The organism is Rhodothermaceae bacterium (assembly GCA_009838195.1).
Lineage (GTDB): Bacteria > Bacteroidota > Rhodothermia > Rhodothermales > Bin80 > Bin80.
The window spans coordinates 244,522-258,947 of sequence record VXSC01000018.1; the positions used below are offsets into that span (position 1 = coordinate 244,522).

A 14,426-nucleotide genomic window follows, 5' to 3' on the forward strand; every position below is an offset into this window, starting at 1 on the left:
ATACCTCAGGTAGTCAACCTTGCAGTATCGGGAGCCTGCACAGGTTTCTGGAAGACGTACTCTGAGTATTAGGCGGCTTTTGCTTGGGAAATTCAAATTCCAGGATGACAGGTAAAGGGGCTGGAATCCCGATTGTGCACAATAGGGACTCAATCAGAAAACCATCCGCTGCCTCAAGTTTACTGGAGATCAAAGCGGTCGAGATTCATGACCTTTGTCCAGGTACTTGCAAACGTTTGTACAAAGAGGTCATCCGCATCATCACAGGCAAAAGTCTCTGCAATCGCGCGCAGTTGTGAGTTTGAGCCAAATATCAAATCAACGGCCGAGCCGGTCCATTTGAGCTCCCCGGTATTGTAGTCTCGTCCCTCGAAGACTCCATCCCCCGAGGCCGAGGAGGTCCATATCGTATCCATATCCATTAGACTCACAAAAAAGTCGCGTGTGAGCAGGCCAGGCCGATCTGTAAATACACCCAGGTCAGATTCATCAAAGTTTGCATGAAGAACACGCAGTCCCCCAACCAGTACCGTCATCTCGACCGGAGTCAGCGTTAACATGGAGGCACGGTCAATCAATAATTCCTCTGCAGACCGAGTTAATCCTGGCTTGACGTAATTGCGGAATCCATCTGCAACGGGCTCCAGTACGGCGAACGAGTCCTCATCGGTTGTTTCCTGTGTAGCATCTGTACGGCCCGCAGAGAAGGGAACATCAATGTCATGCCCCGCATGCTTTGCTGCTTCCTCAACCGCTGCACAGCCTCCCAAAACAATCAAATCTGCAAGTGAGACCTTCTTGCCATTCTCAGCCGAGAAGTTCGACTGGACCTGCTGCAAAGCATGGAGCACGTTCTCGAGTTGGGCCGGCTGGTTGACTTCCCAATTTCGTTGTGGTGCCAGACGGAGGCGTCCTCCATTCGCTCCACCGCGTTTGTCCGTACCTCGGAATGTAGAGGCGGATGCCCAAGCAGTTCGAACCAACTCTGAAATTGTTAAACCGGATTCGAGTATACGGCGCTTCAGTGTATCAATGTCCTGGGAATCGACCAATTCATGATCGACTTCCGGCACAGGATCCTGCCACAGGAGTGGCTCATCAGGCACTTCTGGACCAATATATCGACTGATCGGGCCCATGTCCCGGTGCGTCAGCTTAAACCATGCACGCGCGAACGCATCTGCAAATTCATCAGGGTTCGTGTGAAATCGCTTTGATATCGGAGCATACACCGGATCCATGCGAAGTGCCAGATCTGTTGTTAGCATCATGGGGGCATGGGTTTTAGACGCATCATGCGCGTCCGGTACTGTTCCGTTAGCAGTTGTGTCAACCGGCGTCCACTGCATAGCTCCACCAGGGCCCTTCACTGGTTCCCATTCGTATCCGAACAAATTCTCAAAGAAGTTGCTGTCCCATTTTGCAGGGGCTGTAGTCCATGCCCCTTCCAACCCACTTGTAATTGTATCAGAACCTTTGCCATCACCAAACCGGTTCTTCCAGCCCAGTCCTTGCTCTTCGATAGTGGCTCCTTCCGGTTCAGGACCTACATACTCGCCGGATGGTGCAGCACCGTGCGCCTTGCCAAACGTGTGACCACCTGCAATAAGGGCAACCGTCTCCTCGTCGTTCATTGCCATACGTGCAAACGTCTCACGGATATCTACGGCGGCTGCTAAAGGGTCTGGAGTGCCATTGGGGCCTTCGGGATTCACATAAATGAGTCCCATCTGAACCGCACCCAATGGGTGTTCCAAATCACGGACGCCAGAGTACCGTTCATCGCCTAGCCATGTAGTTTCTGATCCCCAATAAATATCTTCCTCGGGTTCCCACACATCTTCGCGTCCTCCCGCAAAGCCAAACGTTTTGAGTCCCATGGATTCCAGAGCGCAATTCCCGGTTAAAATCATGAGGTCGGCCCACGAAAGCCTGCGACCGTACTTTTGTTTAATGGGCCAAAGCAGTCGGCGTGCCTTGTCAAGGTTTGCATTATCCGGCCAGCTGTTGAGGGGAGCAAAACGGAGTGTGCCGGTGGAGCCACCTCCACGTCCATCTCCTGTACGGTAGGTACCCGCGCTGTGCCAAGCCATCCGGATGAATAAAGGACCATAATGCCCGTAGTCTGCAGGCCACCAGTCTTGTGACTCGGTCATCACGGCATAAATATCCGTTTTGAGCTCATCCAGGTTCAACTTGCTGAATTCTCTGGCATAGTTAAAGTCTTCGCCAAAAGGGTTTAACTGAGGAGAATTTTGGGTAAGAATTTTCAGGTTTAACTGGTTTGGCCACCAGTCCGAGTTGGAAAAACTTCTTGTTGTCGGGCGGGTTTTGCCTGCCACAGGGCAGCATCCTTCTTTGCTCATTTAGTGTCTAGAGGTTGATGATTGGAGTTGTTCAGGGCCGAAGAGAACTCACAAATATACTGCTAGTTTCTGAAGCCAAAAAAGCGAGATGAAAACACAGATTTGTGTTGACGATCAAGATACAAAGCCCGTTGAACATGGCTGGTTCGGGGTTGATTCAGATTGTATTGTCTGCATGTAGGAAGTCGTTGATGTTAGGGCAGAATAAGTGCATCCTGCTGCGAAGAGGTGGACGCAACGAACCATTTATTTCTTTATTCCTGATGCTCCTGATAGGTGTGGATACCCTTTGATGTCGTATCTTCGGTGACTGGACCGAACCTTTATAATCATGAGATTCCTTCGCGGCTTACTATTCCCCTTGATTGCACTTATGCTGATCGCAGGCTGTTCATCCATGCGCCAGTCCGCCCCTACCGTTGCAGACAAGCCTGCTCAACCGGAGAGCAAAGAGGATGATTCAAAAAAATACAGTGATGTCATCACCGAGGATGCGGTGACGGATGAAGGGCTTTTCAAGGTGCATCAGATTGAAGAAAAGTTGTATTTCGAAATCCCCGACTCGCTTCTGGATGTTGAAATGCTCCTGGTGACACGTCAGGCAGCGACGATGAATAATATGGGATACGGGGGGATGAAGACGAATACCCAGGTACTGCGCTGGCAGAAACAGTCCGAGAAGATCATGCTGCGCATTGTGTCTTATGAGAATGTTGCAGACGAAGATGATCCGATCTACAATGCGGTTCGTAACTCAAACTTTGAGCCGATCTTGCGCTCATTTGATGTTGAAACACTCAACGATGATTCCACAGCGAAAGTAATTGAGGTCACAGATCTGTTTACCTCGGATGTCCCCTCGCTCGGATTACCCTCATTTCGACGGGAGCAATACCGTGTACGCCGCCTGGATTCTGATCGGACCTACATTGTCTCAGCGAAGAGTTATCCGCTGAATATTGAGGTCAAGCACGTGCTCAGCTATGATGCAGCGGAACCGCCTTCAAATTCTTCTGCGGGAACAATTTCCGTTGAAATGAACCAGTCCATGATCCTTCTGCCACAGGATCCGATGCAGCCAAGACTCTGTGATCAGCGAGTCGGATTTTTCAGTGTGAACATGATTGACTATGGTCGAGACGCGCAGAAGGCGGAGGAGAGGTGCTACATTACACGCTGGAGGCTCGAGCCCAAAGACCCTGAAGCGTATGCGCGGGGTGAATTGAGCGAGCCCATTAAGCCGATTGTCTATTACATCGATCCCGCCACGCCAATGAAGTGGAGACCTTACCTGAAGCAGGGTGTGGATGACTGGAACGTGGCTTTTGAGGCTGCAGGGTTCAAGAATGCGATCATGGCCAAGGATCCACCCAGTGAGGAAGAAGATCCCGAGTTCAGCCCCGAGGATGTCCGCTATTCTGTGATCCGTTACTTCTCCTCTGACATACAGAATGCATTTGGTCCTCATGTCCATGATCCACGCACCGGCGAGATCCTGGAAAGTGACATCGGGTGGTATCATAATGTGATGAACCTGCTTCGGAACTGGTTCTTTGTGCAGACTGCTGCGGTCAATCCCGATGCGCGTTCCGTCAAATTCAGAGATGAAGTGATGGGGCGTTTGGTTCGTTTTGTGTCTGCACATGAGGTCGGGCACACGATTGGGCTGCCTCACAATTGGGGCTCAAGTGCTGCCTATCCTGTAGATTCCTTGCGGTCACCTACATTCACAGATACCCACGGAACGGCTCCTTCCATCATGGATTATGCCCGATTCAACTATGTTGCACAACCGGGTGATGGGGTGACAAATCTCATGCCGGATGTGGCGACCTACGATAAGTGGTCGGTGAAGTGGGGATATACGGTGTTTCCAGATGCAGAGTCAGCAGATGATGAGCGCGAAACCTTGAATGCGTGGGTTGTTGAACGTGCAGGGGATCCACTTTACTTCTATGGACGCCAGGGGCCGCGCGTAGATCCGCGGTCGCAGAACGAAGACTTGGGAGATGATGCCGTCAAGGCAAGTGACTATGGAGTTGCAAACCTGAAGGTGATCCTGAATGAGTTGATTGACTGGACGGCAGAGGATGCGAAAGACTATGGGGATTTGAATGAGCTTTACGGTCAGATCGCATCCCAGTGGAACCGCTACATCGGCCATGTGGCTGCGAATGTAGGCGGACACCATGAGAATTTCAAAACCTATGATCAGGATGGTGTGGTCTATACGCCTGTGCCAGTTGAGGTTCAGCGCGATGCCATGGACTGGCTCTCAAGGCAAGCATTTGCAACCCCAACCTGGATCCTGAATAGTGACATCCTGCGCCGGATTGAGGGAGTTGGAGCGATGGATCGTGTTCGTCGTTATCAGGTCGGTACTGTGAACACACTTCTGAATCCAATCCGCATTGGACGGCTCATGGAGACCGAAGCGTTGGCGAATGGGGAGGATGTCTACACATTCTCAGAACTCTTGAGTGACTTGCGTGACGGGATCTGGACAGAGCTGCCAAGGGCTTCGGCGATTGGTCCATTTCGGCGTAATCTGCAGAGAGGACATCTGGAGCGTCTTGAGTATCTGATGACTCAGGAAGCTGCACCGGTTCCATCTTTCTTTGCCAGCTTTGGGATGGCACCTGTCGATGTGAGTCAGTCGGACATCCGTGCGTATGTGCGAGGCGAGCTCAAGTCATTGAAGACTGCGGTTGATCGAGCAGCTAGGCGGACTGGTGACCGGATGACACGACTCCACCTAGAAGATGTCAGTGCCCGCATTGAAGATATTCTGGACGGCGAAGACTAGGTTTTTAAACTTCCTCCTAAATTTCCTCAATCGAGGATAGGGTGACGAGCAATTCACACTTTTTTGTTTGCACACAGCGTCGATTGGGTCCGATTTCGGCTTGAATCGCGAAAAATTGAGGTATTATGGACGATATCGGGGGATGTCTCGATTTTCTCAATGCCTAATTTTGAGATAGTGCCCGAGGCCGCTGGAGGGAGGTGACAAACTTGCAAATAGATTCCTCAGAGTTCCGTAATTCATGATTAACCCTCAGGAGGCAAGTAAGCAATATGGTCATTTCATGCGGCGAATATGGTATCGGATCGATGTGATCTCTCGGTGTAGAGCAAATAGCGAATATAGCAAGTTAATGACCGGGTACTCGCACGTTGATGTTGACCTTTGCTATCTGCAGTTGCGTAAATGCTTTGAGTTAATGATGTTCGCCTCGGTTTTGGCACATGACTCATTCGGACACGAATTAGGCAAAAAAATACTAAACAAGGAATGGAAGCCTGGGAAGATCATAGAGAAAATGCGTCAGGTGAATCCTGACTTCTATCCCATACCCATTCACGAAACCTCGTCCGGAACCTCCGGTGCTCGGAAGTCAGAGAGGCTCAAAGATGGATTTTTGACAGAACTAGAATTTGCCCAAGCATATGGACACTGTGGTGATTGGCTACATGCAAAAAGGGAAGATCCATACCGAGATCTGGACATGTGCTGGCAAAAAATCCAGAACTATGAGACTAAACTAGTCAGACTCTTGAAGCATCATTTTATACTTCTAACAGATAGTCTCATTCTTGAAGCGAAAATGCCTGAAAAATTAAGTGGAGAGGTTGAAGTAATCATTTTAACACATTCTACACCCGATGGGCCTGTAGATTTGCATCACAACCACGCTCCCTAAATTGTGGAGTCAAAGGACCTTGTGCGTATTTGATTCCATGGTGATTCCGTCCTTTGTGTGTAAGTATTGGCTACCTGTGATAAGTTGTAATATCAGATTGCTCATTAAAGGATTAAACCTCCAGATCAGCTTTTTCAAAAGATCGCGGGAGGAGTTTAAAAGTCATCTTAGATGCGATTCATTCTTCGGAACAAAGAAGTGTTTTGAGTTCTGGTTTGCAAGTGTGAAAGGTGCAGCCGTAAAGGAGATCATGAGGATGGCCGAGACGTTTGAACAACACGTCAAAGGTGCTTGCAATGCAATTTGGCAAGTACATTCAATGCTAAAGTGGAGCGACTCAACGGAACGATTCGGGAAGTCATACAGTCGGAAAAGGATACACAAAATTTGAGAACTTCAGATCTACACTAGATCTTATGTCCACAACATTTGCGGTAGAGCCATCTTAAGAAATAAATTGCTTCAATGTCAAGACATAGCTTTCGTGTGAGTACTGGCCTGAAAGACCTCATCGGACGGGGGCTTATTACTAATGAATTTGTCGCAGTCTTTGAACTGGTTAAGAACTCGTTCGATGCCCACGCCAACAAAGTCATACTTCGCTTTGGGAGCGATAGTATTCATATTATTGACGACGGTAAGGGAATGTCAAGGCATGACATAATTAACAAGTGGCTCTTTGTTGCATATTCTGCAAAACGAGATGGAACAGAAGATGTTGACTACAGAGATTCAATACGTAAAGGGAGACGTGATTTTGCCGGCACCAAAGGTGTAGGTCGTTTCTCTTGTGATCGCCTGGGTAAATCTCTAGTTCTCTTATCCAAAGCCAAAAATCGTCCTACATACAAATTGACTACTGACTGGACAAAATATGAGGTAGACGCACAGGAAGATTTTGCGAACATACAATGTGACTTGTCACAACTCCGACCAGGCTCACAAGAAAACGATTTGCTGGCTGCTGAGACTGGAACAGTGTTACATATTACTCAATTGCGCACATCTTGGGACAGGCAACGACTGGTGCAACTGAAATTGGAATTAGCCAAACTTATAAATCCAATAGAAGAGATTTCGCCTAAGTTTTCGATTGAGATAGAAGCCCGCAAGGAATCAGATGCCGATAAGCAGGAGTCAGATCCTGTGAAAAAAATTAATGGTCCCGTACAAAACAAGGTGATGGACATCTTGAAACAACGGACGACTACTCTCTCCGTTCATTTTTCTGACGAAGGTCAACGGGTTGAAACTGAGTTAGTTGATCGCGGAGAGATGATATACCAAATAAGTGAACCCAACACTTTCGAGTCGCTCTATGAATCAGAATTTCGGGCTGAAATTAGTTTTCTGAATCGAAGCGCAAAAGTCATATTTGCCAGGAAAATGGGGCTAAGAAGTAGGGACTTTGGATCAATATTCCTGTTCCGCAATGGGTTTCGAGTATACCCCATCGGAAACGAGACGAACGACTTCTTTGGTTTGAGCCGTAGAAAACAACAGGGATGGAGTCGCTACCTAGGTACTCGAGACCTGATTGGTGTAGTAGATGTCAAAGGGATTAAGGGCATTGATGAAGCTACAAGCCGGGATCAAGGGCTCATATTGACTCGCGAGGCACGTGAGTTGCAAAAGTGCGTGCTCGAAAAATGTGTTATACGCCTTGAGCGGTACGTCGTGGATATTTCCTGGAAGGATAAGTTAGATAAGGATGAGGATACTATTTCACGAATGAAGTTAGACGAAAGTAGTGCTCTGATTACTAGTCTTGTTTCACGCTTAGCGGCCACAGAGGGTGTCGAAATAATCGGATTCAACCCAGATCTTGTTCGAATAGTAAGTCAAAGGTCCGATCATTTCAAAACGTCGATGGATGCTATGGAACAGTTAGCTGGAAAAATATCCGACCCGAAACTTACAGATTATATTAGAGCAGTCAAGGATAGTGTTCGTGAATTGGCTCGTGAAAAGCAGGAGGCGGACAAGATTCAAAAAAAGGCAGTGAAAAGGGCAATTCGTGCAGAAAAGGAAGCGGAAAAGGCCAAAAAACAGGTAGACAAGGAGCGTAAGCGCAATAGATTTTTAGTGGCAGCCTCGTCGCTTGATCACGATACTGTCTTAAATTTACATCATCAAATCATTATGTATTCCTCTGATGTGAAACATCATATTTTGCGCTTGATCAAAAAGGCAAAAAAAACAATCGACATTAGCTACAACGATTTGCTCTCATCCTTGAATGTAATCTCCTTCAGAAATAGTCAGATTCTCTCGGCCGCTCAATTTGCAACAAAGAGTGGATACGTACACCAAGCAGTAAAAACAAGAGACGATATTGCTTTGTACATTCATGACTACGTTGAGCATGTATCGCCACTGTGGAAATCAAGAGGGATTGAGGTGATCGTAAGTGAACCGTTACCCCAGTTTGTCGTGGAGTATCAACCGATTGATATTGCAATACTGATAGATAACCTCGTAACAAATTCCGTTAAGGCCTCGGCTACCCGTCTGTGTCTGTTCTTGAGCGTAATATCGTCAGAAAAGCGATCTGAACAACTTGTTGTTAATGTAGCCGATAATGGAGATGGGTGGGCAGCGGAGATTGATCCACTTGACACCGTACTTGAAAAGGGGACTACTACTACATCAGGTGCAGGACTTGGTCTTTACCATGTTGCCGATGTAGTTCGTTCACTGAACGGATCAATTTCGTTGTCACGCACGGGACAATCTAAAGAATGGTCGGGTGCGTCCATCAGTATTCGCATCCCGAAATGACATTAACCTTCTCGCTTTTGGTCGTTGACGACCAACCGGCTACAATCTCTGGTGCTATTGCCCTTCTGGACGACCATCTGCAAGAGAAAGGATTTCGTTTGAAGTATGATGTAGTGGCCATAGAATCTGGTGATACATCTTCGCTTGGCAATTATGAATCAGGGGCATATGATCTTGCGATTATTGACTTCAACTTGGGTGATCCGAATATGAACGGTATAGAAGAGGCTAAGTACTTTCGCAATAAAAATCAATACAATGAATTGATCTTTTACTCGGGGCAGGCAGGATTATCAAATCTTCGATCGGAGTTGTCGGAGGCCGCAGTTGATGGAGTGTTTCTTAGTACACGTGAAAATCTTGGTGAAGCTCTAATCGGTGTTACTGATATCGTCATTGGAAAGCTTACGAACGTAAACTTCATGCGAGGTATCGCGATGGCGGAAGTGGCGGAAATAGATGTGGAAATGCTGACAACCTTGATTGATATTTTCGAGGATAGTGCCAATGCTGATCTACAAGAGCTGGCAACACGCATACAGGGAAAATTAGCAGATAAAAAAACCACTCATTTCGAGAAAACAGTAAAAAGGTTCGAGAAGGACTCTCTTTCGAAAATCCTAGAAGATGGTAAAACGGTTACATCAGCAGAAATTTATCAACTGATCATTTGGCTTTTGCAAGAGATAGGGGTCATGGGTCGGAGTAAGAAGAAGAGTGATCGGCAATTATGGAAATACAATAACAAAGTGCTCAAGCCTCGTAACATCCTTGCCCACGCTGTAGAAAAGCAAGTTCAGGGGCAGCCTCCTGTCCTCTGTTTTAAGAAAACAGGGGAGTCTCCCTCAGAGATAGATGAGGAGTGGATGATCGGTTACCGTCGTACTTTATGGGAGACTAAAGAAGAAATCAAATCAATCTGCAATAATCTCCTCCAGAAGCTTCCGGGGAGGGACATTCGTGAGGATGCTTAACAGAATGATGCCAATTTGCTCCGATACAAGTGGCGGGACAGCATCCGCTACCTGAGTATATCGCGGTGTTTCTTGGCTTCTCTTATGCCCTCCGGTCGTATAATTGCCTTTAAAAGAAAACCAGTCTGGAAACGATTGTAGTCGCGCATATTCTCTAACAGTGAGTATTCTAGGTTCTGAATAATGTAATAAATCTTCTGGCAGGCTTGTGAGTGTCGGAGCTACTCCTTGGGATTTAAGGATACGAACCGTGTGCTTTTTCAGTCCGTGCATCTCCCGTATTTTTTCTGGAACGGTTACACCGGGGCACCCGTCTTCCCTACAGTGCGAGATAATCGACTCAAATCGCTCTATTATATGTTTCCTGTGACGTGGAAGTCTTAAGTCTGATGGTGTACCATCTAAACCGTCGTGCATCCCGATTTGATATGATGTCTGAGGTGATTTATATCGAATTGAATCAAATCCAGGGAATTGAATGCTTGGGGACTTGCCGTTGCCAGACAATTCTAGATCCCCAATAGCGTCTTTGACTGTTGGACAGTGGGGAAGTCCCTTTGAGTTAAGAAATATTTCTACATTTTGACTGAGCTCGAGAAAGAAATCATGAATGCGGGAAGCAGACTGCATATCTTTATTCGCGCCTACGAGGATGTACCGCTTTCGCGCCTGGGGAACACCAAAGTCTCGTGTATTGATAATTGTGCTATTAATTGTGTACTTATTTTCTAATTTCCGTTCAAGTTCGGTAGCAAAATTTCGAATTGATTCTTCGGCATCAACGGGGAAGTTGTTGGTGAATCCGGTGACATTTTCAAAACAAATTAGGCTAGGCTGGACCAAATGCAATAGCTGAATGTACGCCTCGTATAGGCGATTACGAGGATCAGCCTGATTTCTTCTTCCTGCCATAGAATAACCCTGACATGGGGGCCCTCCAACTACCAGATCCACCGCACCCGCCATCTGTGACAGCTCATGTGTATGTGTATCTAGCAATTTCTGGATGTCCCAGGGTTTAAGTTCAATTCCGTCGGGCCAATCGAAACTATTACGGTACTTTCCTTCAATTAAGTTGTGTTTGTACGTATTAAAGGCCCACGGATCTTTCTCAACTGCTAGTAATCCCCTCCAGTTTCCACGTGCAAGGCCAAGGCTAAGGCCTCCACAGCCGGAAAAGACATCAATGTACGTTGGGGAGGACAAAAACCCTTTACAGCATTCAATGACCGCACCACCGTTGCTATTTGTCATGGAGAATCATGAGTTTTGGGTAGTCGTACGCCGTACACTGGAAACGTTGTACCGTTGGCACCGCATTGCGAATTCGACGAGCTCCTGAGATGAAGAAGGCTTCTCTTCATACGGGATCACTATTCGCTAGGTTAATTGGCGCTCCTCCTGATTTATTTTCCGCAGGGCGAGAGGAACATAATTGTCGACCGATTCAACAAGAGATCACCTGCACTAGTAGCTCTGTGACGGTCTTCGTGGCACGCGTGGTCCCGTATTTGGCATATACATCCGATAGTGGCCCACTCGGTTCCACGGATAATTAAAGTCACAGCTTAGGACCTGCTTCACGATACTCAAAACAAAGGAATTTATATGTTTAAGTTGAAAAATCGAAAAAACGCACCTTAGGTAATATACGAACACTAATTCGGAAGTTGTATATTAATGTTGGGTTTTGGTCCTTTACACTGAAAGGGTGCTACCATTTTGGAGTTCACCGAAAAGGAACCCCGATGAAGCAACAACTCAACGATGGAGTGAGAATTTCCATTGTCCGGACAGTGAATTAACATCCATCGATACGAAAGTGAGAAAGTGTATCGATGCAAGCACAATACCATGGGACTCGAATTTCGCAACTGAAGAAAATGCTTCAGCTTCAAAACGAATACGGCAATGGAGAAATCACGGTTCCTTTGAAGATATGGGTGTGGGCGATCTGCCTGAATCGCACCAGTCTGAAGGGTATTTTCTTTATGAAGTTATTTAGATACGTTGATGTTTGTCAGGCAACTACATGGTTTATGCTTCAACGGATTCGAGAAGGGTTAATCCCTAGTAGGATGTTATTTGAGGCTCCGGTTGAAGTATACTTCGACAGTCTTGAGAAGAACAAGCACGAGCGGAAAAAGGCCAGAATGGGCCGAGGGCCAGCGAGTAAAACCGCCGTAGCCACTATGAGGGACGGGACTATTGGGTTGATCAGAGCGCAGCTTTACGCGGACTCTACCAGTAGCTGCAAGAACATAGATCCTCTACGTAATACGGTTGCACACTCGGTTTTAGGATACGTTAACGGTTGGGCGCACGTCGGTGGTATGGAGAGTTTCTGGGTCGGGTTCAAATGGACGTTGCAAGGCACGCATCACCAGATTTGCAAGAGGCACTCGAATCGATATGTAGTGCAACCTGTGGGCAAGCAAAACATGTACCTGTTGGGCACTGTGGCCAAATGCATTATGTGTTGGTGGGGCTTGTTGGAAGGCGAATTCTTTATAGGGAATTGATGGCAATGAAAATGGAGACGTTTGCTGACTTGTTTTGCGGTATTGGGGGCTTTCACTACGCGGCTGCTAACTTGGGCCTGCGCTGCGTTTTCGCTTGTGATATTGATGAGGCGGCGTGCAGACAATACAAGGAGAATTTCGGACTTGAACCAGAGAGGGACATTTATGATGTGGTGGCCACGGATATACCAGATCATGATTTGCTGTTTGCCGGATTTCCGTGCCAGCCATTCAGCATTATCGGCGACAGGAAGGGGCTAGGGGATTCCAGAGGTCTCTTGGCATTTGAGATTGTCCGCGTGCTTCGGGCAAAGCAACCGGCGGCGTTTGTCCTCGAGAATGTTCGCCAGTTCGCCACAATTGGCAAGGGCGCAGTAATCCGCTCGCTTCTATGCGAATTGGGAGAATCCGGCTATAACTGCGACTGGCGAATTTTGAATGCTTTGAATTATGGCCTCCCTCAGAAGCGAGAACGAACGATAATTGTCGGTTTCCTTGAACAGCAGACAATGGATCAATTCAAGTGGCCCGTTTCTGCGCGAAAATATAAGCCGTTGTCTGAAATTCTTGAGGACGACCCGGACGCCAGGTTTTTGGCAAGCGACTACATACGAGATAAGCGAAAGGCGGCTCACACTCCCCAGATCGCACCGTCGATCTGGCACGAGAATAAGGGCGGCAACATTAGCAGTCACCCATATTCGTGTGCACTTCGGGCTGGCGCGTCTTATAATTACTTACTGGTCAATGGCGAGCGCAGGCTTACACCTAGAGAAATGTTACGGCTTCAGGGATTTTCAGACAGCTTTGATATAATTGGCAATGATAGCCAGATTAGGAAACAGGTGGGGAATGCCGTCCCCGTCCCTATGGTTCAAGCAGTCATAAACGAGGTGCTAGATGCAAACAAGAGTACGTGGCGGGTTCCAGAAGCGCGAACCGTATCCGCTTAACCAGCCCACCGAGGCTGTCGTATTAAGGATCTGCCAGCGAATCGTTTACCAGCTAGCTAGTGGCCGTGCTGAATTGTCCGGCGACGATTGGTCAAGGATATTCGCGGAATCCATAGAAGGGGTCAATCACGCCAGCCCATTGGGCTTGGCCGACGTTTCGTGGAACGGTTGTTGCTGGTCGCTCAAAACCGTTAAAGCGCGCGACCCCCTTAATACGCGCACCGTCAGACTAATTTCAGGACGAAATGATCCGAATTTTTCGAGTGGGATATCCGATCCTTATGTAGATATTTCTGCCACGGGGGCATCGGTTCTTTCCATTTGTAATCAGCGGTTGGCCGAGACACAGATACAGCACAGTGACATACGCTTGGGTGTGTTGGTGCGCAATATGAGTCGACTTGAGTTCACTTATTTTGAGCGGCCTATGGTCATATTTCCCGTGAATGATTACAAATGGGAAGTTAACCGCAACAACAATCTGGAAGGGTATGGGAAAAGTGGCCACAGGTTCACTTGGCAGCCACATGGGGGACAGTTTACGATCAAAGAATCGGTACCGGACAGTGGGAGACGATTCAGAATCGTCCAGCGTCCTGGAGTGGCTAGTCTTGAAGCAGTACTGCAGAACGTTGGTTTTGCCGAAGATTGGGTACAGATCATAAGGTAGCCATGGATCGACTCACTCCGAAACAGCGTAGCAAGATAATGGCGGCTATTCGCTCTAAGGACACGAAGCCCGAACTGTTCGTGCGACGGCAACTGCATGCACTCGGCTACCGGTTTCGATTACACCGAAAAGATTTGCCCGGGAAACCAGACATTGTGTTCCCTTCCCGAAAATGCGTGATCTTCGTGCACGGTTGTTTTTGGCACGGACATGGCTGTAGACCTAACGCGCTTCCGACAACTAGGCGCGAATACTGGGGGCCTAAGATCAAAGGAAATATGGCGCGTGACGAACGAAACCGCAACGATCTTGAGGCGGCGGGATGGAATGTATTGACAGTTTGGGAATGCGACTTAAGACAGCCAAAATCATTGGACTCCGTGGCAGCTTGGCTGGACGCGCATAGCGTAATGCGTGGACCAAAAAATGGAAGTGGACAAATGAATCCGTGAAACA

Annotated in this window: 9 protein-coding genes; 7 read left to right on the plus strand and 2 right to left on the minus strand. The window is 47.6% G+C overall.

The genetic code is table 11. The features are described from left to right. Positions 1-179: 179 nt before the first annotated feature. Positions 180-2,366 carry a catalase/peroxidase HPI gene (gene katG / locus F4Y64_04080; GenBank protein MXX96777.1) on the minus strand — a complete coding sequence of 729 codons (2,187 nt, stop codon included), beginning with the start codon at positions 2,364-2,366 and terminating at the stop codon, positions 180-182. A 331-nt stretch (positions 2,367-2,697) separates the two neighbouring features. Between katG and F4Y64_04085 the strand changes: the two genes are divergently transcribed. From F4Y64_04085 to F4Y64_04100, 4 genes are all read left to right on the plus strand, one after another. Continuing rightward, positions 2,698-5,172, plus strand: a complete 2,475-nt coding sequence (locus F4Y64_04085) for a zinc-dependent metalloprotease (protein ID MXX96778.1) — start codon at positions 2,698-2,700, stop codon at positions 5,170-5,172. 241 nt (positions 5,173-5,413) lie between these two features. Beyond that, a complete protein-coding gene (locus tag F4Y64_04090; GenBank protein ID MXX96779.1) occupies positions 5,414-6,070 on the plus strand; it encodes a hypothetical protein in 657 nt (218 codons plus the stop codon). 465 nt (positions 6,071-6,535) lie between these two features. Further along, positions 6,536-8,851: a sensor histidine kinase gene (locus F4Y64_04095; protein MXX96780.1), complete on the plus strand. Its 2,316-nt coding sequence runs from the start codon at positions 6,536-6,538 to the stop codon at positions 8,849-8,851. After that, a complete protein-coding gene (locus F4Y64_04100) occupies positions 8,812-9,825 on the plus strand; it encodes a response regulator (protein ID MXX96781.1) in 1,014 nt (337 codons plus the stop codon). The genes F4Y64_04095 and F4Y64_04100 overlap by 40 nt, the downstream gene beginning before the upstream one ends. On the opposite strand, the gene F4Y64_04105 is transcribed toward F4Y64_04100, so the two are convergent. Further along, a complete protein-coding gene (locus F4Y64_04105; protein MXX96782.1) occupies positions 9,766-11,079 on the minus strand; it encodes a DNA cytosine methyltransferase in 1,314 nt (437 codons plus the stop codon). The genes F4Y64_04100 and F4Y64_04105 overlap by 60 nt on opposite strands. Before the next feature lie 1,267 nt (positions 11,080-12,346). Between F4Y64_04105 and dcm the strand changes: the two genes are divergently transcribed. Genes dcm through vsr form a run of 3 tightly spaced genes read left to right on the plus strand, consistent with a single transcriptional unit; the run spans position 12,347 to position 14,422 of the window. Beyond that, complete coding sequence (dcm, locus tag F4Y64_04110) at positions 12,347-13,300, plus strand: DNA (cytosine-5-)-methyltransferase (GenBank protein MXX96783.1); 954 nt, start codon at positions 12,347-12,349, stop codon at positions 13,298-13,300. Then, the gene (locus tag F4Y64_04115) at positions 13,248-13,970 is read left to right on the plus strand and encodes a hypothetical protein (GenBank protein MXX96784.1); all 723 of its coding nucleotides are present in this window, start codon (positions 13,248-13,250) and stop codon (positions 13,968-13,970) included. Before dcm ends, F4Y64_04115 begins: the two co-directional genes overlap by 53 nt. A 2-nt stretch (positions 13,971-13,972) precedes the next feature. After that, a complete protein-coding gene (vsr, locus tag F4Y64_04120) occupies positions 13,973-14,422 on the plus strand; it encodes a DNA mismatch endonuclease Vsr (protein MXX96785.1) in 450 nt (149 codons plus the stop codon). The last annotated feature ends 4 nt before the right edge of the window (positions 14,423-14,426 follow it).

Coding starts and splice junctions, on each gene's coding strand:
- vsr (MXX96785.1), top strand. CDS start 13,973: ATGGATCGACTCACTCCGAAACAGCGTAGCAAGATAATGGCGGCTATT.
- katG (MXX96777.1), bottom strand. CDS start 2,366: ATGAGCAAAGAAGGATGCTGCCCTGTGGCAGGCAAAACCCGCCCGACA.
- F4Y64_04100 (MXX96781.1), top strand. CDS start 8,812: ATGGTCGGGTGCGTCCATCAGTATTCGCATCCCGAAATGACATTAACC.
- F4Y64_04085 (MXX96778.1), top strand. CDS start 2,698: ATGAGATTCCTTCGCGGCTTACTATTCCCCTTGATTGCACTTATGCTG.
- F4Y64_04090 (MXX96779.1), top strand. CDS start 5,414: ATGATTAACCCTCAGGAGGCAAGTAAGCAATATGGTCATTTCATGCGG.
- dcm (MXX96783.1), top strand. CDS start 12,347: ATGGCAATGAAAATGGAGACGTTTGCTGACTTGTTTTGCGGTATTGGG.
- F4Y64_04095 (MXX96780.1), top strand. CDS start 6,536: ATGTCAAGACATAGCTTTCGTGTGAGTACTGGCCTGAAAGACCTCATC.
- F4Y64_04115 (MXX96784.1), top strand. CDS start 13,248: ATGCAAACAAGAGTACGTGGCGGGTTCCAGAAGCGCGAACCGTATCCG.
- F4Y64_04105 (MXX96782.1), bottom strand. CDS start 11,079: ATGACAAATAGCAACGGTGGTGCGGTCATTGAATGCTGTAAAGGGTTT.